The 21,695-nt window shown below is 71.5% G+C and carries 28 protein-coding genes; 9 read left to right on the forward strand and 19 right to left on the reverse strand.

Annotated elements, in window-relative coordinates; all coding sequences use genetic code 11:
• Positions 1-95: 95 nt before the first annotated feature.
• The 5 genes from ACFWE2_RS02175 to ACFWE2_RS02195 all read right to left on the reverse strand — a co-directional run bounded on the left by ACFWE2_RS02175 (position 96) and on the right by ACFWE2_RS02195 (position 4,884).
• On the reverse strand, positions 96-794 hold the full coding sequence (locus tag ACFWE2_RS02175) for a M15 family metallopeptidase (protein WP_377222561.1): 699 nt from the start codon (positions 792-794) through the stop codon (positions 96-98).
• Positions 795-890: 96 nt separating this feature from the next.
• Positions 891-2,000, reverse strand: coding sequence for a sensor histidine kinase (locus ACFWE2_RS02180; protein WP_377222562.1), 1,110 nt, complete (start codon positions 1,998-2,000; stop codon positions 891-893).
• Positions 2,001-2,010: 10 nt separating this feature from the next.
• Positions 2,011-2,718 (reverse strand): response regulator transcription factor, encoded by a 708-nt coding sequence (locus ACFWE2_RS02185; RefSeq protein WP_377222563.1) that lies wholly within the window; start codon positions 2,716-2,718, stop codon positions 2,011-2,013.
• 103 nt (positions 2,719-2,821) lie between these two features.
• On the reverse strand, positions 2,822-3,529 hold the full coding sequence (locus ACFWE2_RS02190) for an SDR family oxidoreductase (RefSeq protein ID WP_377222564.1): 708 nt from the start codon (positions 3,527-3,529) through the stop codon (positions 2,822-2,824).
• Complete coding sequence (locus ACFWE2_RS02195) at positions 3,526-4,884, reverse strand: MFS transporter (RefSeq protein WP_377222565.1); 1,359 nt, start codon at positions 4,882-4,884, stop codon at positions 3,526-3,528. Before ACFWE2_RS02195 ends, ACFWE2_RS02190 begins: the two co-directional genes overlap by 4 nt.
• An 80-nt stretch (positions 4,885-4,964) precedes the next feature.
• On the opposite strand from ACFWE2_RS02195, the gene ACFWE2_RS02200 reads away from it, so the two are divergent.
• Positions 4,965-5,429, forward strand: coding sequence for a winged helix-turn-helix transcriptional regulator (locus ACFWE2_RS02200; protein ID WP_377222566.1), 465 nt, complete (start codon positions 4,965-4,967; stop codon positions 5,427-5,429).
• Between the two features lie 447 nt (positions 5,430-5,876).
• Here ACFWE2_RS02200 and ACFWE2_RS02205 read toward each other — a convergent pair whose 3' ends face one another.
• Together ACFWE2_RS02205 and ACFWE2_RS02210 are read right to left on the reverse strand one after the other, a co-directional pair.
• Positions 5,877-6,686 carry an alpha/beta fold hydrolase gene (locus tag ACFWE2_RS02205; RefSeq protein WP_377222567.1) on the reverse strand — a complete coding sequence of 270 codons (810 nt, stop codon included), beginning with the start codon at positions 6,684-6,686 and terminating at the stop codon, positions 5,877-5,879.
• The gene (locus tag ACFWE2_RS02210) at positions 6,683-7,195 is read right to left on the reverse strand and encodes a PadR family transcriptional regulator (protein ID WP_377222568.1); all 513 of its coding nucleotides are present in this window, start codon (positions 7,193-7,195) and stop codon (positions 6,683-6,685) included. The genes ACFWE2_RS02205 and ACFWE2_RS02210 overlap by 4 nt, the downstream gene beginning before the upstream one ends.
• A gap of 198 nt (positions 7,196-7,393) precedes the next feature.
• Here ACFWE2_RS02210 and ACFWE2_RS02215 point away from each other — a divergent pair, with 198 nt between their 5' ends.
• A complete protein-coding gene (locus ACFWE2_RS02215) occupies positions 7,394-8,665 on the forward strand; it encodes an ATP-grasp domain-containing protein (RefSeq protein WP_377222569.1) in 1,272 nt (423 codons plus the stop codon).
• Between the two features lie 96 nt (positions 8,666-8,761).
• On the opposite strand, the gene rpmF is transcribed toward ACFWE2_RS02215, so the two are convergent.
• From rpmF to rpmB, 6 genes are all read right to left on the reverse strand, one after another.
• Complete coding sequence (rpmF, locus tag ACFWE2_RS02220; protein ID WP_377222570.1) at positions 8,762-8,932, reverse strand: 50S ribosomal protein L32; 171 nt, start codon at positions 8,930-8,932, stop codon at positions 8,762-8,764.
• A gap of 16 nt (positions 8,933-8,948) precedes the next feature.
• Complete coding sequence (gene rpmG / locus ACFWE2_RS02225) at positions 8,949-9,116, reverse strand: 50S ribosomal protein L33 (protein ID WP_377222571.1); 168 nt, start codon at positions 9,114-9,116, stop codon at positions 8,949-8,951.
• Positions 9,116-9,433 carry a type B 50S ribosomal protein L31 gene (locus ACFWE2_RS02230; RefSeq protein ID WP_377222572.1) on the reverse strand — a complete coding sequence of 106 codons (318 nt, stop codon included), beginning with the start codon at positions 9,431-9,433 and terminating at the stop codon, positions 9,116-9,118. Before ACFWE2_RS02230 ends, rpmG begins: the two co-directional genes overlap by 1 nt.
• 16 nt (positions 9,434-9,449) lie before the next feature.
• Positions 9,450-9,572, reverse strand: coding sequence for a type B 50S ribosomal protein L36 (gene ykgO / locus ACFWE2_RS02235; RefSeq protein ID WP_189671490.1), 123 nt, complete (start codon positions 9,570-9,572; stop codon positions 9,450-9,452).
• 62 nt (positions 9,573-9,634) lie between these two features.
• Positions 9,635-9,940: a 30S ribosomal protein S14 gene (rpsN, locus tag ACFWE2_RS02240; RefSeq protein WP_377222573.1), complete on the reverse strand. Its 306-nt coding sequence runs from the start codon at positions 9,938-9,940 to the stop codon at positions 9,635-9,637.
• Positions 9,940-10,176: a 50S ribosomal protein L28 gene (rpmB, locus tag ACFWE2_RS02245; RefSeq protein ID WP_129787203.1), complete on the reverse strand. Its 237-nt coding sequence runs from the start codon at positions 10,174-10,176 to the stop codon at positions 9,940-9,942. The genes rpsN and rpmB overlap by 1 nt, the downstream gene beginning before the upstream one ends.
• Positions 10,177-10,305: 129 nt before the next feature.
• Here rpmB and ACFWE2_RS02250 point away from each other — a divergent pair, with 129 nt between their 5' ends.
• Positions 10,306-11,448 carry a GTP-binding protein gene (locus ACFWE2_RS02250; protein ID WP_377222574.1) on the forward strand — a complete coding sequence of 381 codons (1,143 nt, stop codon included), beginning with the start codon at positions 10,306-10,308 and terminating at the stop codon, positions 11,446-11,448.
• Between the two features lie 74 nt (positions 11,449-11,522).
• Here ACFWE2_RS02250 and ACFWE2_RS02255 read toward each other — a convergent pair whose 3' ends face one another.
• The 5 genes from ACFWE2_RS02255 to ACFWE2_RS02275 all read right to left on the reverse strand — a co-directional run bounded on the left by ACFWE2_RS02255 (position 11,523) and on the right by ACFWE2_RS02275 (position 14,835).
• On the reverse strand, positions 11,523-12,038 hold the full coding sequence (locus ACFWE2_RS02255) for a GNAT family N-acetyltransferase (RefSeq protein ID WP_377222575.1): 516 nt from the start codon (positions 12,036-12,038) through the stop codon (positions 11,523-11,525).
• Positions 12,039-12,098: 60 nt separating this feature from the next.
• Positions 12,099-12,386, reverse strand: a complete 288-nt coding sequence (locus ACFWE2_RS02260) for a hypothetical protein (protein ID WP_377222576.1) — start codon at positions 12,384-12,386, stop codon at positions 12,099-12,101.
• Entirely contained in the window at positions 12,383-13,027 is a 645-nt protein-coding gene (locus ACFWE2_RS02265; protein WP_377222577.1) for a hypothetical protein, read from the reverse strand. The genes ACFWE2_RS02260 and ACFWE2_RS02265 overlap by 4 nt, the downstream gene beginning before the upstream one ends.
• Before the next feature lie 52 nt (positions 13,028-13,079).
• On the reverse strand, positions 13,080-13,745 hold the full coding sequence (locus ACFWE2_RS02270) for a hypothetical protein (protein WP_377222578.1): 666 nt from the start codon (positions 13,743-13,745) through the stop codon (positions 13,080-13,082).
• A gap of 76 nt (positions 13,746-13,821) precedes the next feature.
• Positions 13,822-14,835, reverse strand: coding sequence for a WXG100 family type VII secretion target (locus ACFWE2_RS02275; RefSeq protein WP_377222579.1), 1,014 nt, complete (start codon positions 14,833-14,835; stop codon positions 13,822-13,824).
• Between the two features lie 342 nt (positions 14,836-15,177).
• On the opposite strand from ACFWE2_RS02275, the gene ACFWE2_RS02280 reads away from it, so the two are divergent.
• The 3 genes from ACFWE2_RS02280 to ACFWE2_RS02290 all read left to right on the forward strand — a co-directional run bounded on the left by ACFWE2_RS02280 (position 15,178) and on the right by ACFWE2_RS02290 (position 17,755).
• Positions 15,178-16,488: a ricin-type beta-trefoil lectin domain protein gene (locus tag ACFWE2_RS02280; protein ID WP_377222580.1), complete on the forward strand. Its 1,311-nt coding sequence runs from the start codon at positions 15,178-15,180 to the stop codon at positions 16,486-16,488.
• Between the two features lie 123 nt (positions 16,489-16,611).
• Positions 16,612-17,331 (forward strand): ASCH domain-containing protein, encoded by a 720-nt coding sequence (locus tag ACFWE2_RS02285; RefSeq protein WP_377222581.1) that lies wholly within the window; start codon positions 16,612-16,614, stop codon positions 17,329-17,331.
• Between the two features lie 85 nt (positions 17,332-17,416).
• Positions 17,417-17,755 (forward strand): YciI family protein, encoded by a 339-nt coding sequence (locus ACFWE2_RS02290; protein WP_377222582.1) that lies wholly within the window; start codon positions 17,417-17,419, stop codon positions 17,753-17,755.
• 8 nt (positions 17,756-17,763) lie between these two features.
• Here the strand turns inward: ACFWE2_RS02290 and ACFWE2_RS02295 are convergent, their stop codons facing one another.
• Positions 17,764-18,372 (reverse strand): TetR family transcriptional regulator, encoded by a 609-nt coding sequence (locus ACFWE2_RS02295; protein ID WP_377222583.1) that lies wholly within the window; start codon positions 18,370-18,372, stop codon positions 17,764-17,766.
• A 92-nt stretch (positions 18,373-18,464) separates the two neighbouring features.
• On the opposite strand from ACFWE2_RS02295, the gene ACFWE2_RS02300 reads away from it, so the two are divergent.
• The 3 genes from ACFWE2_RS02300 to ACFWE2_RS02310 all read left to right on the forward strand — a co-directional run bounded on the left by ACFWE2_RS02300 (position 18,465) and on the right by ACFWE2_RS02310 (position 21,623).
• Positions 18,465-19,403 (forward strand): aldo/keto reductase, encoded by a 939-nt coding sequence (locus tag ACFWE2_RS02300; protein WP_377222584.1) that lies wholly within the window; start codon positions 18,465-18,467, stop codon positions 19,401-19,403.
• Between the two features lie 208 nt (positions 19,404-19,611).
• Complete coding sequence (locus tag ACFWE2_RS02305; RefSeq protein WP_377222585.1) at positions 19,612-20,862, forward strand: hypothetical protein; 1,251 nt, start codon at positions 19,612-19,614, stop codon at positions 20,860-20,862.
• Entirely contained in the window at positions 20,853-21,623 is a 771-nt protein-coding gene (locus ACFWE2_RS02310; RefSeq protein WP_377222586.1) for a glycerophosphodiester phosphodiesterase, read from the forward strand. The genes ACFWE2_RS02305 and ACFWE2_RS02310 overlap by 10 nt, the downstream gene beginning before the upstream one ends.
• Positions 21,624-21,695: the final 72 nt, after the last annotated feature.

A 21,695-nucleotide genomic window follows, 5' to 3' on the forward strand; every position in this document is an offset into this window, starting at 1 on the left:
CAGGCCAGGGCGAACCACAATCCTCGCGATTACGGTTCGCCCTGGCCTGTGGACCCCGGTCGGTTGGTCGGTCCCCTCAGCGGCCGAGTGCTGGCTCAGCCCGCCGCGCCGTCCTTCAGCATCGGTGGGCAGGTGCCGCCCGGCTCGGTCAGCAGCTCGAAGTGCCACATCTCGTTCTCGTACACCTGGCACAGCCCGTAGTCGGTGCCGTGCTGGATCATCCAGTAGTCGGCCTCGGTCGGCCCGATGTCGACGGCCTTGCCGCCGATGTGCCGGGACTTCTCGGGCGTGGCGACGACGCGGCGGGCGGCCTCCAGGCTGCCGTGCTTCCGGACCGCCGCGTCCAGCAGCTCCTGCTGGTAGGCGGGGCTGCGCCAGCCGCTCGTGATCCAGAAGTCGATGTCGTCGGCCGCCGCGTCGGCCGCGGCCTGGCGGACGGCGTCGGCGAGCGCCGGGTCGAGGCCCGTGATCGCGGGCAGGTCGTCGTCGAGCGTCGCCGCGCCGTCTGGTATCTCGCCGCCTGCCACGCCGGTCGGGCCGGACGCCGTCGTGCCGTGGTCCAGGGCATCGTCGATCGTCTGGACGACCGGCGAGTCGACGCGGTCGAGCAGGGGGTAGACGCCGAAGAGCGCGGCGAGCAGCACCGCCCCGACCACGAGCACCGCCGGTGTGCGGCGGCCGCCGGAGCGGCCGCGGGCGGGTGCGCCCGCGTGCGCGGGCGGGAGCTGCGCCGGGGGAAGCTGTGCCGGCGGGAGCTGCGCCGGCGGAAGCTGAGTGAGGTCCTGTCGCGTCATGTCCCCAGCCCATCGCGGACGACGTTGCCAGGGCGTCTCCGTTTTTCGATATGCGCCCGATACACCGGGCGGTCGCGGGCACCGGAACGGGCACGGTCACACCCGCGGAGCGGCGGCCCCCTGGGCGTGCAGGACGGGCAGCTGGACCGTGACGCGGAGCCCGCCGTCCGCCCGGGGGGCGAGGGCGAGGGTGCCGTCGTGCGCGGTGGCGATGCTCCGGACGATCGCCAGCCCGAGGCCGACCCCGGCGTGGTCGCCGCGTACCCGTCCGGTGCCGCGCTGGAACGGTTCGGTGAGGGTCGAGACCAGCGCCGGTGTGAGCTGTTCTCCCGTGTTCTCGACGGTGAGCGCCACCGTTCCGGCGCGGACGCTGGTCGTGACCCGTACGCTGCCGTGCTCGGGCAGGTTGTGGACTATCGCGTTGTGGACGAGGTTGGTGGTCAGCTGCAGCAGGAGTGCGTACGAGCCGAGGGCCGGGGCGACATCGCCGGAGGTCTCGATGGTGAGGCCGTGCTTCTCCGCCAGGGGCAGCAGGGTCTCCGTCGCTTCCTCCGCGACGAGGGACAGGTCGACGGGCTCTCGGGCGAAGGAACCCTGGTCGGCGCGGCTGAGGACGAGCAGCGCCTCGGTGAGGTCGATCGCCCGCGTGTTGACGTACCGGAGGCGGTTGATCAGCTCGTCGGCGTCGCGTGCCGGATCGTCGCGGGCGACCTCGAGGAGGGTCTGGGTGATCGCCAGCGGGGTGCGCAGCTCGTGGGAGGCGTTGGCGGCGAATCTTCGCTGTTCGGCGATGTGCGCCTCGAGCCGCGCCAGCATGGCGTCGAACGTGTCGGCCAGCTCGCGGAACTCGTCCTGGCGGCCCTCGAGGTGGATCCGGTGGGACAGCGAGCCGGTCGTGCGGCGTGCGGCGTGGGTGATGCGGCGCAGCGGGCTGAGCATGCGCCCGGCGAGGACCCACCCGCCCAGGAGCCCGAGCACCAGCAGCACCGCCAGCGCCACCGTCGCCCGGGGGAAGAAGGCACGCGCCAGGTCGCCCTGGTTGGGGATGAACTCCGATCCGAGCCCGCCGGGTGCCGAGCTCCCGGGGGCGTAGGTCTGCTCGGGCACGTAGCGCAGCAGGAACACCCACACGATCGCGAGCAGCAGGACGCCGGTGACCATGAGGAACCCGGCGTAGCTGAGGGTGAGCCTGAGGCGGACGCTCATTCCCGGCTGCCTAGCCACGGTCCGCGTCCCGGCTGCCGTCGGCGGGCGCTGCGCCAGGTCCCGTGTCGATGCGGTAGCCGACCCCCGGCACCGTGGCGATGATCCAGGGTTCGCCGAGCCGCTTGCGCAGCGCCGAGACGGTGATGCGTACCGCGTTGGTGAACGGGTCGGCGTTCTCGTCCCAGGCCCGTTCCAGCAGCTCCTCGGCGCCGACGACGCCGCCGTCCGCGGCGACGAGCACCTCGAGGACGGCGAACTGCTTCCTGGTCAGCGCGACGTAGCGGCCGTCCCGGTAGACCTCGCGGCGGAACGGGTCCAGCCGGAGCCCCGCGAGCTCGCTGACCGGGGGCCTGGTGTGCCCGCGCCTGCGGTCGAGCGCCCGCAGCCGCAGCACGAGCTCGCGGAGCTCGAACGGCTTGGTGAGGTAGTCGTCGGCGCCGAGCTCGAACCCCGAGGCCTTGTCGTCCATCCGGTCGGCCGCCGTCAGCATCAGGATCGGGATGCCACTGCCCGAGGCGACGATGTGCCTGGCGACCTCGTCGCCGGACGGGCCGGGGATGTCGCGGTCGAGGACCGCGAGGTCGTAGGAGTTGACGCCGAGCAGCTCCAGGGCGGAGTCGCCGTCGCCGGCGATGTCGGCGGCGATGGCCTCCAGCCGCAGTCCGTCCCGGACCGCCTCGGCGAGGTAGGGCTCGTCCTCCACGATCAGCACGCGCATAGGGGAACCCTAGGCCGTGGGTGCCGTACGCGGCCGGACGCCCGACGCCGTCGTGCCGGGTGCGCACCGGCGGCGTCGGGCGTGCGGCTGCCCGTCGTGCGGGCTAGCCGGCGGCCTGCAGCTGCGGGTACAGCGCGGACAGCGGCCCGGAGAGCGCCTGCTTGACCCGGCGGCTCGTGTCGTCCGCGAGCACCTCGGGCTCGCCGGCCTCCAGCCCGTCGTAGATCGCCGCGACGATGTCCCGCGGGTCCTCCTTCGGCACGTCGAGGGCGGCGATCATCGGCGTGTCCGTGTAGCCGAGGTGCGCGCCCAGCAGGTGGGTCTTCTGGTCCAGCAGCTCGACGCGCAGCGCGTTGCTGAACGACCAGAAGGCGGCCTTCGTCGCGGAGTAGGTGCCGAGGCCGAGCCAGCTCAGGGCGGAGTGCACGTTGATGACGGCGCCACCGTCGTTCCGGGCCAGGACCGGCGCGAACGCCTGGGTGACCGCGAGCTGCCCGAACACGTTCGTCTCGAACACCGAGCGGACGGCGTCCAGCGGCGTGCTGAGGACGGGCTGCCCGGAGTCGGAGATCCCCGCGTTGTTGATCAGGACGGTCGTGTCGGCAGCCTGCTCGGCCGCCGCGGCGATCGAGTCGGGCGAGCTGATGTCCAGCGCCAGCGGTACCACGCGGGGGTCGCTCCACTCCCGCGGCGTGCGGGCGGTGGCGTAGACCTTGGCGGCGCCGCGCTGGAGGGCCTCGGCGACGAACGCGCGGCCCAGGCCGCCGTTCGCGCCGGTGACCAGGACACTTGCGTTCTTGAGGGTAGTCATCGTGACGAGCTCGCTTTCATGAGGTTGTCGTGCGAGGTGGCTTGGGAAGTGGTGGCGCGGGAGGGGACGGCCTGCGAGGGGACGGCGCGCGAGGGGACGGGAAGGGCTGGGACCGCACCGGGCGCGGACGCCGGGGAGCGGAGAGCGAGAAGGGCGGCGAGCGTCAGCGCTACGACGGTCGCGCTGCCCGCGACCAGCGCGGTCTGCAGGTCGACGGCGGTGCCGAGGGCGCCCACCCCGAGCGCGACCACCGCCTGGACGAGGTAGGCGACCAGGTAGGCCGACGACGTCGTCGCGGCCCGGTGCTCCGCCGGCGCGCTCCGGGTGACGAGCGTGACGCCGCCCGAGAAGAGGAGGCTGTAGCCGGCGCCGCCGACCAGCGAGTACAGGACGAGGAACGGCATCGAGTGGGTGGCGCCGGCCGTGATCATCAGCGCCTGCCCGGCCACCGCAGCGAACGCACCGAGGCGGAGCGCCGTGGCTGCCCTGAGCCGCCCCGCGAGGAGCGCGACGACGCCGATCGCCGCTGCGGAGATCGCCAGCACCACGCCGTTTGCGAAGGCGTCGTCGGAGCGCACGGTGTCGCGTGCGAACTGCGCGCCGACGCCGAGGAAGATCGCGCCGAGCGCATAGGCGGCGGAGACCCCGAACGTTCCCGCCAGGAACGGCATCCGCCGCTCGGGCACGGCCAGCCGGCGCGGGCGCCAGCGGCCCGCGGTGGTGCGTGCGGGGCCGGGTGCGGAACCGGGCGCGGAGCCAGGTACGGAGCGAGGCACGGCGCGGGGCAGGAACCAGACGGCACCCAGCCCGACGACGACGCCCGCGAGCAGGACGCCGTAGGCGGCGTGCAGCGGGCTGGGCCCGTACTGCACCGTCGCGCCGCCGACGAGCAGCGCCGTGATGATGCCTACCGAGCTTGCCCCGGCGGTGATGGCGCCGGTGCGGTCGCGGCCGCCGTCGCGCCCCGCTGACGCGATGACGCTCGACGCGATGACGCTCGTCGCCGGGCCCAGGCTGAGCCCCACCCCGATGCCCATGAGCGCGCGGCCGGTGAGCAGGAGCGCCAGGTTCGGCGCGAGCAGGAAGGTGAGGGCGCCGAGCCCCAGGAACCCGAGCCCGGCGAGGATCGCGTTCCGGCTGCCCACCGTCTCCGCGAACCCGCCGAGCAGGAGCAGCGTGCCGATCAGTGCGACGGGGTAGGCGGCGAACACGGCGGTCGTGATGGCGGTCGTCAGGTGCCACTCTGCCGCGTACGCCGGATAGACGAGCGTCGGCGCGGCCGATGCCCAGAGTGCGAGGGCCACGGCAGAGGCTGCGGCCCAGCGACTGCCCCGCGGCGCCCAGGTGAAGGCCATGGGAACTCCTGTCTGAGTTGGAAATGCCAACCTAGCAGGGCTAAGTTTGGATCTACAACTCAGAGGCGTAGGATGTGGCCATGAGCACAACGCCCCGCGAACGAAATGCCCGCTGCTCCGTGGCCAGGAGCCTGGACGTGCTGGGGGAGAAGTGGACGCTGCTCGTCGTCCGGGAGGCCTTCTTCGGGGTGACGCGGTTCGCGGACTTCCGCGCGCGCCTGGGGATCGCCCCCGACGTGCTGACGGCCCGGCTGGAGACCCTTGTCGAGGGCGGGGTGCTGGCACGCCGGCCGTACCGGGACGAGGGGCAGCGGCAGCGCGAGGAGTACGTGCTCACCGAGGCGGGGGCCGAGCTCAAGACGATCCTCGCGGCGTTCGTCGCGTGGGGTGACGTGCACCGGCCCTCGGGTTTCGGACCCTCGACGGTCTACGTCGACCGCGACACGGAGGAGCCGGTGCGCATCGCCTTCCTGACCGACGACGGCCGGGAGCTGGCGCCCGAGGACGTCGGCGTCGTCGCCGGGCCGGGTGCCCTGGCCGCGTAGCGGGTCCGCCTCGATCACGCGGTCGCGCATGCTTTGGCGCCCGGAATCACGCACAACCGTGTGATCGAGGCGGATCTCCATGCTGCGCCCGGTCAGCGGGTCAGCAGGTGGTACTGCGCTGCCACCTCCCGGGGGTGATCGCGCGGTCAAGGACCTGGCCGCGGTGCGCGGCCGCTGAGACGGAGCGGCATGGAGTGGTGGAGCTCGCAGCGCGAGTTCGCCGAGGTGGGCTCGCTGGGGTGGGCTCGCCGGGGTGAGGTGGCCCCGAGTGAAGGGTGCCGGGGCTGCTGAACTTCGTCCGGCGTGGCCACGTCTGAATCACTCTTGCTGAATAGTTCGGTTCAGCCCGCGAAGTCGGGGCTCAGGCGAACGAAGTTCAGCAGAGCTGGCACCCGCCACAAGGGCACACCGTGCCCGACCCCGTGGCCCGCGAACGGCTCAGTACTCTCACCTCGCCGCGGGTGTGCTCCGTTCCCGCGGCCCGACGGGGAGCAGCGCGGGGGAGGGTTGGCCCGTCGTCAGCCAGTGGGCAAGGGTCTCGTGGAACAGATAGGGGTCCTCGAGGCTCCAGACGTGGTGCATGCCCGGTGCCAGTCGCGCCACCGCGCGGGGTGCGCGGGACGTGACCTCGCCCAGCGCGTCGCGGAACGTCCGTGGCTCCTTCTCTCCGACGATCGCCAGCACCGGTGCGTCCAGCCGGTGCAGGCCGTCGAGCAGCGCGCTCGGGACGCCGTCGTAGATCTCCGGGACCATGCGACGGGCGGATTCCCGGTCGATCCCGAGGCCGGTCTCGACGAACAGGTCGACGGAGTCCGCCGGCATCCGGTACGCCCGCGCCAGGAACTTCCAGTACGCGGGGCGGTCCCACAGCGGGACCTGCGCCAGTCCGGCCCAGCGGCCGATGCCCCGCATGCCGCGCAGGATCGCCCCGCTCGCGAACACGCTGCGGACGAGCTCCGGGTGGCGCGCGGCGAGGGCGACCCCGACGATCGCGCCGAGCGACAGCCCGACCACGTGAGCCCGGCCGCCGTGGGCGCGCTCGCGGACGACCTCGGCGACCTGGTCGGCCGTGCTCGCGAGGTCGGTCCACGGTTCGTGCGCCGACCTGCCGAAGCCCGGCAGGTCGGGCACGAGCGCGTGGTGGCCGGGCAGCGCCTCCGCCTGGTCGGTCCACATCCAGCCGGCGACGTTGCCGCTGTGCAGGAACAGGACCGACTCGCCGGCGTCGGGCCGCTGCTCGGCGACGTAGAGGCTCACAGGGCGGCCTCCAGCTCGTCGAGCCACGTGAGCTCGGCCTGGACCTCGAGGATCCCCTTACGCAGCGTCGCCGACCGGAGCCGGGCGGACAGGTCGCCGTCCACCACCGGGAGGCTCTCCAGCGTGGCGAGCAGACGGCGCGCCGCCTCGCGGCGCTCCGCGATGAGCGTCCGGACCAGCTCTGGGTCGTCCTCCCGGCCGGCGAAGAAGAGCCTGCCGAGGAACGGCTCACGGGGCTTCTCGTCGGGCAGGGGGGACCGCAGCCATGCGGTGAGCCTGGCCCGGCCGCCGTCGGTGAGCCGGTGCTCGCGCCGGTCGGGCTTGCCCGCCTGCGGCACGACGCGGACGTCGACGAGGCCGTCCTGCTCGAGCCGGGCGAGCGTGCGATAGATCTGCGACTGGTCGGCGGACCAGAAGTGGGCGACGGTGCCGTCGAAGGCTTTCTTGAGGTCGTAGCCGGTCATGGGGCGCAGGTCGAGGAGGCCGAGGATCAGGGCGTCGAGTGCCATGCCGCATACCCTACAGGACATATATAAGACAATGCACATATGGGCGGGCCGGTCCCGGGCCGAACCGCTGGATCGCCCCGCCGTGCGCGGCAAGGGTTGTCCACAGCCTCGGTCGGCTCGTCCCGCCGATCCGTGGCAGGCTGTGCGCCATGTTGAGAACGACTCTCGTTCGCGCCCGCCTCGAGGGAGGGCGCTGACGTGGCGAACCTGCTCATGATCGAGAGCTGGCTGCAGTCCACCGGCCTCATGCTCCCGCCTCTGCTGCGCGACGGCGGCCACCGCTACGTCCTGGTGACGCGCGACCCCGACCTCTACCGCCTGCCCGACGGCGAACCTCATCCCGTCCTGGCGCTCGCCGACGATGTGGTGGTGGCCGAGACCAACGACGACGCCGCGCTCGTCGCCGTGGCCCGGGCCGTCGCGGTTCGGCGGGGGATCGACGGCGTGCTGACGACCTGCGACTACTACCTGCCGGCCGTCGCGGTCGTCGCCGAGGCGCTGGGCCTGCCGGGCGCACCGGCCGACGTCCTGCACACCGCCACGCGCAAGCACCGCGTGCGCCAGGTGCTTGCCGCCAAGGGCGTGCCGGACGTGCCGTACGCGGTGGCGTCCACCTGGGCGCAGGCGCACAAGGCGGCCGCCGATCTCGGCTATCCGCTGGTGGTCAAACCCGTCGACATGAACTCCGGCACCAGTGTGCGCAAGGTGCACGACGAGGCAGGGCTGGCCGTCGCCTTCGCCGAGGCGACGGCGCCCGAGCGCAACACCCGCGACCAGCCGTTGGAGCGGCTCGCGCTGCTCGAGGCGGTGCTGGAGGGGCCCGAGTACAGCGTGGAGTCCGTGACCAGGGACGGCGTCACGCAGGTGCTTGGCATCACCGCGAAGTCGGTGGCGGAGCCGGGTGTCGAGGCAGGGTCCGGGTTCGTCGAGTCGGGGCACCTGTTCCCGGCGCCGCTGCCGTCCGACGAGCGCGCCGCGATCGAGCGCCACGTCGTGGCCGTGCTCGACGCCGTCGGGCTCACGCACGGGATCAGTCACACGGAGGTGCGGGTCACCGCCGCCGGACCGCGTCTGGTCGAGCTGAACCCGCGGCAGGGCGGTGGTTACATCTTCGAGCTCGTGCGACTGGTGACCGGGTTCAACCCGCTGCAGGTGCTGGTGGACCTGGCCCTCGGCCGGGAGCCGGTGCCCGGGCCCCCGGCCGCGGCCAGCGCGGCGGTGACGTTCCTGCTGCCGCCGTCCGACGGCGTGGTGCGCGAGGTGCGGGGCGTGGAGCGCCTGGCGGCTGACGACCGCGTGGTCGGCTACGAGACGCCGTCGGCGGGCCGTGAGGTGCGGCCCGGTGACAACAACGAGCGGATCGGGCACGTGCTGGTCGCGGACCGGCGGGGTCGGGACGCGAAGATCTGGGCGGACGAGCTGGCGGCAGGCCTCGACGTCCGGATCGACACGACGGTCGCGGCCCGCTGACCGAGCGCTCGCGCGCACAACAAACGCCCCGGCGCTGAGCGCCGGGGCGTCGTGCGTGGTGCGTCACGCCGGCCCGGGAGGATCGGTCCGGGACGATCAGTCCGGGACGATCAGACCACGCCGGACGGCGGGGACCAGCCGGGCCGGGACCTTTACCTGGCGTCCGTCCACGGTGGTCACCGGGACGAGCTCTGGCACTTGGGCCTTCCACTGCGAGCGCCGGGTTCGCGTGTTGGACCGGGACATCTTTCTCTTGGGGACCGCCATGACGGCCTCCTTTCTGTCAGCGCTCCTCGCGGAAGTCCACGTGCTTGCGGACCACGGGGTCGAACTTGCGCAGGACGAGGCGGTCAGGGGTGTTGCGCCGGTTCTTGCGGGTCACGTAGGTGAAGCCGGTGCCCGCCGTCGAGCGCAGCTTGATGACCGGTCGGAGGTCAACGCGTGAGGCCATCAGTTGCCGCCCTTGTTCTCGTCGGTGCCGTTGTTGGTGCTGCTGTTGCCGTGCCTGGCGTAGCGCTGGCGGAACTTCTCGACGCGGCCGGCTGTGTCGACCACGCGGGCCGAGCCGGTCCAGAACGGGTGGCTCTCGCTGCTGATCTCGATGTCGACCACGGGGTACGTGTTCCCGTCGGACCACTCGATGGTGGCCGTCGGGCGGCCGGGACCGCCTGCCGTGTCACCGGCGAGCGTCGAGCGGGTGAGGAACGTGAAGTCCGCGCTCGTGTCCCGGAACACCACGGGGCCGTAGGTGGGGTGGATGTTCTTCATGACTGGCTCCTTCCGCTCAGCCCTGGCGCGCCTTCCAGCGCGGGTTGAGCTTGTTGATCACGAACGTCTTGCCGTGCCGGCGCACGACCTTCGCGCCGGGCTTGTTCTTCAGGGACCGCAGGGACGCGCGAACCTTCATGTGTCACTCCTTCGATGTGGGGTCCTGGGGCCGAGTGGGCCGGGTGGGTCGCCGGCCGGCCGTCACCAGCTCGACTTCGTCACCCCGGGCAGCTCGCCCCGGTGCGCCATGTCGCGCAGCCGGACCCGGGACAGGCCGAACTTGCGCGAGTACGCGCGGGGTCGGCCGTCGACGACGTCGCGGTTGCGCAGCCTCGTCGGGCTGGCGTCGCGCGGCTGCGCGGCCAGCTCGCTGACGGCGGCGGCGCGCACGGCGGCGTCCAGGGTCAGGTTCCGGATGATGCCGCGCAGCTCGGCGCGTCGCTCCGCGTACCGGGCGACCACCTCGCGGCGTCGGGCGTCGGCGGCGATCTTCGACTTCTTGGCCATCAGACCTTCTCCCCTCGGGCAAGGATCTGGGCCACGACCACGTCGATGCCCTTGCGATCGATGGTCTTGATGCCCTTCGCACTCACGCGGAGCGTGACGTTGCGGCCGAGCGACGGAACCCAGTAGCGCTTCTTCTGGATGTTCGGGTTGAACCGGCGCTTGGTACGCACGTGGGAGTGCGAGACCGAGTGGCCGAACCCCGGCACGGTGCCCAGCACCTGGCATCTGGCTGACACATGACCTCCTGCTGCTGCGACGGCGACCTGGCCGCCGCGTGTGAGAACGGTTCTCATAACGCGCTACAGTGAACCAGAACTGAGAACGGTTATCAATAATTCCCGGCTGGACCGGGGCGAGGAGGCAGCATGTACCGAACCGGCAAGAACCGCGGAACCATCCCGGTGAGCGTCCTGGCCACGACCGATCCGGTGCTGCGCGACTCCGCGCTGTTCGGCCTCCTCATGGACGCGCCAGGGGTCGTCGCCGTGCGGCACGACATCCACGCCGACCACCTGCGCCGCGTCGTCCTGGACGCCACCGGCGTCATCGAGGACGTGATCGTGCCGCTCGAGCACGCCTGCCTGTCCTGCGCCGTCCGCGAGGACGCCGTCCCCACCATCGCCCGCCTCGCCCGCGACGGCCGCTGGACCCAGGTACTGCTCGCCCTGCCCGTCAGCGCCGAACCGCTTCCCGCCGCCCGCGCCCTCGCGATCGCCGCGGAACCCGGGGGAGCGCTGGACCACACCCGCGTCGCGACCTCCTTCACCGTCGTCGACCTCGACGCGCTCCAGCACGACCTCCTCGGCGAGGACACCCTCGCCGAACGCGACCTCGAGCTCACACCCGACGACGAACGCTCGGTCGGCGAGGCGCTCGCGGCCCAGATCGAGCAGGCGGACCTGGTCGTGACGAGCTCGACGGCGCCGGATGCCACCTCGTCCGGCCTGCTCGACCGCCTCCGCGGTACCGGGACGCGGCGGGTGGACGGCCTGCACGCGCTCTCGGCGTCGCACCTCGCCGCCGCCACGCACTCACCCGCACGCGCCGAGCGCCGGGCCCACCCCCTGGGAGCCGTGGTGTTCACCGGCCCGGGCAGCCTGCCCGGCGACCGGAGCTGGACGCTCGAGCTGCGCTCGGCCCTGCCCTTTCACCCGGAGCGGCTGCTCGACCACATCGAGGACCTGAGCGCGGGCGGACTCCGGGCGCGCGGCGTGTTCCACGTCGCCGACCGGCCAGGGCTTGCCTGCCTGTGGGACGGCGCCGGCGGCCAGCTCGCATTCGCCGACCTCGGGCCGTGGCCGGAGGTGTGCGCGGGCACGAAGCCGCACACCCGGATAGTGGTGGTCGGCGTGGCCGACGACCAGGGCCCCGGCCTGGACGGCGAGCAGCAGCGGCTGCGCGATGCCTTCCACGCCGCCCTCTGCACCCCGGAAGAGCTGGCCGCGGGCGTCGAGTGGCTGTGGCGCGAGGACCACCTCGCCCCGTGGCTGGGCGCGCGCTCCGTCTAACCCCTCGTTGAGTGCTGGGTATTTGCGCTCTCGGAACGTTTCGACAGGGCAAATACCCAGCACTCAACGGACGGTCAGCGGGGGGAGAGGTAGGCGGCCGACTGCGGGCGGGTGCCGGACGGGGTCGTCCAGCTTGCCGGGCCGGCTGTTATCCGCGTCCAGCCCAGGCGTTCGTAGAGGCGGACGGCGGGGCCGCCGTCGTCCACGACGTCGAGGACGAGCCGACGTCCGCGGCGGGGTGGCAGGTCCTCCACCCGCTCCAGGAGGGCGGTGGCCACACCCGTGCCGCGGGCCGCCGGGGTGACGAACAGGCGGCTGACGCCGGCGAGGCCGGTGACCGGGACCTTGGCGGCCTCCGCGAGCTCGGCCGCGTGCTCGACCTTGCCGCCCTCGACGATCATGACGTGTCCGACGATCTCGCCGTCGGCGAGCGCCACCCACGCGCCCAGCGTGCCGTCGGGCGTGAGCCAGGCGATCGGGTCGTCCGGCCAGACCATCGGGTAGCTGTCGCTCTCGTGGACCAGTCGCAGTGCGTCCGCCACCCGGTCGAGGTGAGCGGCGTGGCGCGGGGCGATCATGACGTCGGGCACGGGGCTCAAGGTATCTGACGCCGATTGCGCCGGTGTTGCGCGGGCCGGGACCGTAGTCGCTCAGGAGCGCGCGGCAGGCCTGCGGAAGTAGCGCGCCCACCGGCGGATCGTCGTGACGACGAACCAGAGCCCGAGACCGGCCAGCGGGCAGACGACGAACCAGGGGAACGGGTCACCCTCGGTGAACCCCCTGGGTCTCGGACCCTCGATGTGGTTGACCTGGGCGTTCCACCAGCCGAACCACGTGACGGCCGCAAGACCCAGGAAGATCAGCGCCAGGACCGTCGAGTTGTGCGCCAGCCGCCTGGCCTCGGCGGGATCCCTGCTTCCCTGCGCCGTCCCGCTCACGCGGCCACCGCCCGGACCAGCACGCCGAACGTCGGATCGGCGTCGATCCGCTCCGGTGGTTGCAGCGCGTCGAGCTGTCCGGCCTGCAGGCGCCACACGCCCCCGGCGTCGATCTTGACGGCGGCCGTCCGGACCGCCCCGCTCGACCGGCTCACCTCGATGCTGCCGCCGAACGGGCCGCGACCGGCCTCCTCGAACCCCGCCCGCACGTAGCCGGCCGCCGCCTGCTCGACCGGGAGGCCGGGCCTGACCGGGCAGACGACCCACAGTCCGTAGGGCGCGGGTTCGAGGAACACCGTCCCGTTCGGCGCGGACACGAACACGGCGACGGACTTCTTGTCGCCCGCCACCGTGACCGCCTCGACCCACGTCGTCGCCGTGCCGCAGATCCCGGCGAGGGCCGCCGCCTCGTCCACCGGCCGGACGCCGTCGTCGCTGGTGTCGACCTTGCCACGGGCGATCAGCGTGCTCATGCCGACCCCGACGGCGGGAGAGTCGGTGCTCAGCGCAGGCAGGTGCAGCATCGAACGAGTGCGCAGCGCAGCCTCGGTCCCGGTCGCGGAGAGGATCGCGGTGATCTCGAACCCGGTGAACCCCGTCACGATGTTCCGGAGGTCGGGCGGGGCGGTCTGGTTCGTCATGGGCTACCTCTCGTCGTGCAGGTTCGTGCGTGCTCGTGGGGCGGGGCCGTCGTCACGCCAGGCTCGACGCGAGCACCCGGAAGGTCGGGTCAGGATTCGTGGGGGCCGGTTCCGGGACGTCGCGGCCCGGACCGCTCGACAGGCTCCAGGACCGGTCGTGCGCCACGGTGACCACAGACGACCTCGTCGTGCCGTCGCCGTTGATGACCCGGACGCTTCCGGCGAACGGCCGGCCCTCCGGCAGGCTGCCGAACGCCGCGGCGACGAGCCGCGACCCGATCACCGGCAGCGGGTCCTCCCGCGGCATCGGCCAGACGTGCCACACGTCGTACGGGCGGGGTTCGAGCAGCACCGTCCCCGTGCGCGAGCGGACCAGCGCGGCGACCTTCGTCGCGTCGTCGGTGGTCCCGATCACCTCGGCCCACTGCTCCCCGTCCATCAGGGTCGACGCGATCTCGTTGACCGGACCCTGCGGCGCGAGCCGGCCCTCGACCACCCGGGCCAGGTGCCGCACGAGCAGCGATCCGACACCCGCCGTGGTGATCGGCGAGTCCAGGCCGTCAGTGGGCAGGTTGAGCAGGACCCGGGCCCGGTCCGTGGCCCCGTTGCGGCGCATCGAGACGAGGGCGAGGAGCTCGACCGTGGCCAGCTCGACCCGGGCGCCACCGCCTGTCGTGCCGCCTCCTGGTGCTTCGACGCTGATCCCGGTGATCGTCATGCCCTTCCTCCGGTGCGGCTCTCAGGCGTTGTGATGTCCTGCCTGGTCATCAGTCTGGTCATCTGGCTGGTCATCGTCAGAACCCGAGCAGGTCGCCGGCGTCCTCGAGCAGGTCACGTCCGCCGTCGACGACGTCGTTCGCGGCGTCCCCGATCGAGTCGGCGGCTGAGTCGACGGCATCGATGGCGTCGCCCGTGATCTCCATGCCCTCCCAGAAGATGGGTTCGTAGACGTCGTGGGCGGCGTCCGCGAGATCCTCCGAGAGCTGCGTGTCGGAGAACTCGTTGTAGACCGTGCCGACCAGGCCGTAATCGACCATGTTCTGAGTGAGCGGGCGGTCGGACACGAGGCCGTTGACGATGGACGCCCCGCCCCATACCGCGCCCGCGATGGCGAAGGCCGGGGCGACCGGCGGGACGAGCGAGCCTCCGGAGAGGACCGCGCCGACCCAGCCGTCACCCGCGCTGTACAGGTCGCGGGACTCGCCGGAGAACACGAAGTCGACCATCGAGTCGGCGGTCTGATATCCGCCGGTCAGCACACCGGCGACGCCGAACACCCCGCCGGCGCCCTTGCCGGCGTCCGACCAGCCACCTTCGCCGAGCAGCTCGAGCGCGTAGGCAGCGAGCCCTGGGGGCGTGGTGAGCGGGCCGAGGTCGTCGATGAGCTGTCGGAACCAGCCCGGCTCCTCGCCGTAGAACTCCGCGGGGCGGTCCGCGTCGACGCCGATGCCGTTCCCGGCATGGACGCCGACCCCCGGTCCCACGCCGATGCCGCGTCCGTCGTCGACGCCGATGCCGTGTCCGCCGCCCGACAGCTCGTCCGACGTCGCCTCCTGGCTGTCGGCGTTCCCGCGCACGGTGTCCGCGACCGTGGCCAGAGCCTGGGCCGACGCCGCGATCGACGGGCCGTGCGACCCGTACCACTCGTCCCGGAAGCTGTCCGCGTCCATGCCGCTCCACTGCTCCGGGACGGGCATGGCGGACTCGACGGCGCGAACCACGCCGTCCAGCACCTCACCACCGCGCGCGATGCGGTCCGCGAGCTGCCGCAACGCCTCGACGTCCGCGCCGTACATGTTGCCGGTCACCCGCACCTCCGCTCACCTCGCACGTCCGGACCTCGGCAGTGCCACGCCATCGGCGCCGTACGCAAACGTAGGCAGCCGCGCTTGCAAGAACCTTGTGCGCGGCTTGCAGATCCTGCTCGGCACGTTGAATTGCCGTCTGGAGAGAGCCGATGTCTGACATGTCACAGCGCCGAGATCACGCCCTAATCGTTTAGGTTTTCGCGAGCATTGACCCCATAGATCCGATTTATTTAGACTGGGAGCGCTTCCAGGTGATGCCTGACCCGTTTCGCGGCGACGGACCTCACCTGCGATGCCGCCCCACAGGTCCTCAACGATGCTGACCACAAGGAGCTACGTCCTATGTCGAGATTCAGATCCGCTCTCGTGTGCCTCGCGGCCGCGATCGTCGTGGCGACGTCCGGGGGTGTGACAGCGCAGGCCGCCGAGACGTCCCAGGCCGGCGCCTCCGACGTCTCCGTGGCCGCCAGCTCCGGCTGCGGCAAGGCCCCGACCCTCGCCAGCGGCAAGCACAACATCCAGAGCAGCGGCCAGAACCGCAGCTACATCCTCAAGGTCCCCGCGAACTACGACCGCAACAAGCCGCACAAGCTGATCTTCGGCAACCACTGGTTGGGCGGCACCGCCGAGCAGGTCGCAGGCGGCGGCTCCGACGGCGCCGTCTACGCGCACTACGGGCTCGACGCCCTGTCCAACGGCTCGGCGATCTTCATCGCGCCACAGGGCCTGAACAACGGCTGGGCCAACTCGAACGGCCAGGACGTCGTGTTCTTCGACGACATGATCCGGACGGTCGAAGCCGCCCTCTGCGTCGACGAGTCGCAGCGGTTCTCCCTGGGCTTCAGCTATGGCGGCGCGATGAGCTACGCGCTGGCGTGCGCCCGCCCGAACGTGTTCCGCGGGGTCGTCGCGATCGCAGCGCCCGGCGGGATCAGCGGCTGCAGCGGGGGCACGGGAGCAGTCGCCTACATGGGCGTTCACGGCGTCTCGGACAACATCGGTGCCGGGCGCGGGATGCGCGACCGGTTCCTCTCCAACAACGGCTGTGCCCCGCAGAACGCGCCGGAGCCGGCGGTCGGCAGCCTGACGCACACCCTCACTACCTACTCCTGCCGCGCCGGCTTCCCGGTCGTGTGGGCACCGTTCGACGGCGGCCACCAGCAGGGACCGGTCGACGGTTGCCGCGGTTGCGAGAGCGGCGCCCGGAGCTGGGTGAAGGGCGAGATCTGGCGCTTCATCAGCCAGTTCTCCTCGACCCCGCCCGCCGACAGCGGCCAGGTGCGCAACAGCGGCGCCAACCGCTGCCTGGACGTCTCCGCGCAGTCGCAGTCGAACGGTGCGGTCGTGCAGCTGTGGGACTGCCACAACGGGGCGAACCAGCAGTGGTCCGTCACCGCCTCGAAGCAGCTCTCCGTCTACGGCGGCAAGTGCCTCGACGCCGAAGGTGCCGGGACCTCACCGGGGACCAGGGCCATCATCTGGGACTGCCACGGCGGCGCGAACCAGCAGTGGAACGTGAACGCCAACGGCACGATCACCGGCGTCCAGTCGGGGCTGTGCCTCGGCACGACCAACAACGGGACGGCCAACGGGACGGTGGCGGTCCTGTCGACCTGCAACGGCTCGGCGAGCCAGAACTGGACCCTGAGCTAGTCCGCCGACCGGCGCACCCGCCGCGCCACGCACGACGGAACGGGCCTTCCGTGTGGGGGCCCGTTCTGCTGTGCCCTTGAAAAGACCTCGATGCGCCCCGAGCGCGCGTGCCAGGGTCGTCCCATGCTGATCGCTCCTGAGCAGCGCCTCCTCGACGCGGCGCTCGAGACGGCCTCCCGCCTCCCGGCGGACGGCACCTACCTGAACACCGTCGCGTCCGCCGTCATGGACGTCCACGGCGACATCTACACCGGGGTGAACGTCGGGCACTTCACCGGCGGCCCGTGCGCGGAGCTCGTCACGCTCGGGGTGGCGGCCGCCGCTGGGGCCGGCCCGATCGCGCTGATCGTCGCGGCAGGTGACGAGGGGCGCGGCGTCATGCCCCCGTGCGGACGGTGCCGCCAGGTCCTGCTCGACCAGCAGCCGGACTGCCGCGTCATCGTGCCCGACGGCGACGACGCGAGCTCCGTCCCGGCCCGCGAGCTGCTTCCGTACCCGTCCCAGCACCCGGACGCGGATCCGCCGCGCCTGCTGCGGTTCAGCCCGGGTCACTGGGACAACGTGGTCGCCGGCGTCAAGACGGCCACGACCCGCTTCAACGACCCCGCCACGCCGGGGCCGGCTACGTTCCTGTTCGAGTTCGACGACCGGTACCGGTCCCTGCCCGGGGTGGTCGAGTCCGTCGAGCACGTCCGGTTCGCCGACATCACCGACGCCCAGGCCGCCCTGGAGGGCTGTTCCGCCGACGAGCTGCGCACGGCGCTGCGGACCTACTACTACCCGGAGATCGTCGACGACGACGTGGTCGACTTCGTGCGGTTCCGCGTCGTCGAGAACGGCTGACCGGCGAGGCGTTCGTCGCGGGCCGCGCTCGTCCTACGCTGGGGCTGAGCAGCCGAAGGATGCCTCAGGACAAGGGAGTCGTGAGATGGCGCGGTACCTGATCTCGTTCGAAGACGGTGCGATGACGTTCCCGGAGGCGGACCTGCCCGACGTCGCGAGGGCCGCGCACCACGTGGTCCAGCAGGCCAAGGACGAAGGTGTGTGGATCTTCGGGGCGGGTCTGAACGTCCACGAGGTGAGCGTCGTGGACACGGACGGTTCGGTGACCGACGGCGTTCCCCCGCGCAGCACCGAACGCCTCGGCGGGTTCTCGATCATCGACGTGCCCTCACGCGAGGAGGCCAACGCGTGGGCCGCCCGGTTCGCCGTCGCCTGCCGGTGCGCGCAGGAGGTCCGGGAGCTGATGTCCGACCCGGAGTCCTGATCCGGCCCTCAGCCCGTTGGCTGGAGCATCGCGAAGCTGCGTTCGAGCAGTTCGGAGATCGTGGTGTCGTCGTCGACGTTCGCCCAGGTGGTGAACGCGACGTCGAGGCAGGCGAGGGCTGCCTGGACGATGATCTCGGCGCGTAGTGCGGTGTCGTCGCCGTCGGCCAGCCGGGCCGCGACGAGGGGGACGAGCATGCGTCCCCAGAGCTGGTGCTTCTCGAGGTTGCGGGCGCGCAGGGACGCGGTGCTGACGAGCACCCGCATGGCCACCTTGCCGCGCTGGACGCGGCCGTTCTGCGCCAGGAGGTCGACGAACGCCTCGAAGGAGGCCAGGAGCGAGTCCCAGACGGGCTCGTCGGCGGGGCGGGCCGCGAAGGCGTCGCGGACGAACTCGCCCCACTGCTCGGGCTCACCGACCACGACGTCTTCCTTGGCGGGGAAGTAGCGGTGGAACGTGCGGCCCGACATGCCCGCGGCTGCGGCGATCTGTTCGACGGTGACCTGGTCGAACCCGTGCTCGGCGAACAGGTCGAGCGCGATCTCGGTGATGCGTGCGCGCACGGCGTCGCGGCCTATCTCGCGCAGGCTCGGCCCGCTGCTCGTCGTGCTCGGCATGGCTCCAGCCTACCGTCCGTGCCACTCGTGTCAGTGGCTGACAGAAGTGGCGTATGCTGACAGCCATCGCCTCACAGCTAAGGAGTCTCATCATGGAGACGCGCACACTGGGCCGGCAGGGCCTCACCGTTTCAGCGCTGGGCTACGGCGCCATGGGGACGGCGGCGTTCTACGGGCCCACCGACGACACCGAGTCGATCGCCGCGATCCGCCGCGCCCACGACGAGGGCGTCACCTTCTTCGACACGGCCGAGCTGTACGGCTGGGGAGAGGGGGAGAAGCTGCTCGGCCACGCGCTCGCGCCGATCCGCGACGAGGTGGTCATCGCAACGAAGTTCGGCTTCACCGAGACGTACGGGTCCGACTCGCGGCCCGGCCACATCCGAGAGGTGGTCGACAACAGCCTGCGGAACCTGAACGTCGACACCATCGACGTGCTCTACCAGCACATCCCGGACCCGAACGTCCCGATCGAGGACGTCGTTGGCGTCATGAAGGAGTACGTGGACGCCGGCAAGGTCAAGTACCTCGGCCTCTCGAACGCCGACGAGGACACGATCCGGCGGGCCCACGCGGTGCATCCGATCTCGGTGGTGCAGGAGGAGTACTCGATCTTCGACCGGGAGTCCGAGGCGCTGCAGCCCGTGCTGGAAGAGCTCGGCATCGGGTTCGTCGCCTACTCACCACTTGCGCGCGGCTTCCTGAGCGGTGCGACCAAGCCGCGCGACCAGTACGACGCCGACGACGTGCGCCAGCTGATCGGCTGGTGGGCTCCCGAGAACTTCGACGCCAACGTCGAGATCTCGCGGCGGCTGGGGGATCTTGCGGCGAGCAAGGGCATCACGCTCGCGCAGCTCTCGCTGGCCTGGCTGCTGGCCCGGAAGGACTATGTGGTGCCGATCCCGGGGTCGCGCAACCCTGAGCGCGTGGCCCAGAACGTGGCGGCGGCCGGCATCACCCTGACGGACGACGACCTGGCGCGGATCGCGGAGATCGTCCCGGACGGGGCGGTGGGGAGCCGGGGCGTGTGACCCTCCGCTTCGGAGGGCTCGCGGCGACAAGACGACCATGCAGTTGCTGCCAAGATGCCGCGCATCCTGGCAGCAACTGCATGGTCATCTTGAGTCCTGCCCAAGGTGGAGTCCACCCTCGGATTACTGCGGACGGCCTGGTCGTGGTCGGGATGTGAAGCGCTGAAGAGGGTCCGCCTAGGCTCTCTCACGTGGCACGATGCCGCTTATGGCCCGCATCGTGCACATCTTCACGTTCCGCGCTTTCCCGTCCGTCGCCGACGGCGTCCCGCTGACCGAGGCTTATGACTTCGGGCGGTTCAGCCCGCACCTCGTGAACCGCCCCGGCGACACCCTGCGTGTCACGAGCCTCGGTCAGCACGACGACGTCCGGGTCGCCACGGACACGTCCACCCTCGCGCCGCTCGACATGACCGCACGGCTGTGGTCGGACGGGGCCTCGCTGGCCCAGCTGCACCTCTCGTACGAGCTCGATGCCCCGACTCCGCACGAGGTTGCGAACCACTTGGCGGTCTTCTGCCACGAACGGACCTCGCTGTCGCTCGACGGCGTTCCGCTGGTCGAGTGGCTCGTCGACAAGGCGAACCTCGGAGGGGAACCCCGGCTCGGCCAGGACGTCCTGCAGTTCGTCGAGTTCGACGACGCCACCGGCCTGGTCACCGACGAGAACGAGCCCAGCAACGACGCCATCGCGATGATCTACCGCGCCGCTGAGCGGCTGCCGGACGGCGGTGTCCCGGCCAGGATGCCGACCGCGCTCAACTCGTTGGCCGGCGCGTTCGCAGCCCATGGGCGCGGCGTCGTCGTGCTCGGCGGGCAGAGCCTGGCGACGGCGGCGACCGTGCGCCTGACAGCCTGCGAGCTGCTGTTCGCCGTCGGGCGGGCCCGGCATGCGCGAGCCAAGATCGAGAAGCTGCTCGAGGGATCGCGCACCCGGGACGAGGCCTCCGGGATCTGGGACGACGCGGTACGCCTGAGCGAGGTCGCCCGGGAGGTCCGCAGGCAGCGCACCATCATGGCGCTCGACGTGCAGGGCTATGCCGACGGTCTGTTCATGCCCGAGCTCGTGATCGACAGCTTCCGCACCAGCTTCGCCGAGGCGCTCCGCCTCAGCGAGCTCACCGAATCGACGGTCGGACTCATGGACGCACTCAGCGACGTGATCGGCTCCAGCCTCGCCGACGTCCAGCTGCGCGCCGCAAAGCTCGCCGACACCCGGGAGCGCCGCTGGCAGCTCGGGGTCGGCATGGCGTCCGGGATCGCGATCCCCGTCGCGTTGCTCCTGTCGTACTTCGGCGTCTCCAGCGAGGCCACCATCCCCGCTGACCGATCGATCTACGACCTCACCGTCTACGGTCTGGTGTGGGCGCTCGCGGTCGCCTCAGCATTAGCGATCGCTGCGATGACGCTCAGGCAGTACTTCCGCACGAAGAACGGGGACAGCACGACATGGCGATGATCAGCGCGCACCGGTGCGGGGCGGGGAGCGACCTGGACCTGGAGAACACCAGGGCCGCGCTCGACAGGGCGCTCACCCTCGACGTCGACTACGTCGAGTTCGACGTCCAGCGGCTCGGCGACGGCACCTTCGTGCTCTTCCACGACGACTTCGTGGAGCTCGACGGCCGGACCGTGCCGATGGCAGGGCTCACGTTCGAGCAGTTCTCCGGCATGGCGGACCACTTCATGCGGTACGACGACGTGCTCGCCGCGCTCAAGGGCGTGAAGCACGCGCACATCGACCTCAAGTTCGTCTCGCCCGAGTCCTCGTACGCGGACCCCGAGTCCACCTACGAGGTTGCCGCGACCAAGCAGGCGCTGGAGATCCTCGGAGCAGGCCAGTTCATCATCACGACCCTCGAGGACCGGTCCGTGCGCGCGGTGCGGGACTGGGCCGACGGCATCGGGCTCGACCTGCTCGTGGGACTGTCGCTGGGGCGGGACATCGCGGAGATGTCGCTGGTCGAGGCCGTGCGGACCCGGCTGTCGGAGTTCTTCCCCGGGGCGCGGATCCGTGACTCGCGCGCGAACCTCGTCGTCTGCCACCAGAGGATCGCCCGGTATACGGTGGCGCGCTTCGCACGACGGCGCGGGCTGCCGTTGCTGGTCTGGACCGTGGACGAACCGGACGCGCTTGCGTACTGGCTGACGCCGGATGCGGCGTGGCTCGTGACGACCAACTATCCGGAGCGGGCGATCGGGCTCGTCAAAACGGCTTAGCCCCTGTCGGGGTGCTCGAAAAGCAGTGGATCAGCGCCGCCGTGCGCCATTAGCGTGCTGCCGAACCAAGTC

The organism is Promicromonospora sp. NPDC060271, assembly GCF_042726755.1.
GTDB lineage: Bacteria > Actinomycetota > Actinomycetes > Actinomycetales > Cellulomonadaceae > Promicromonospora.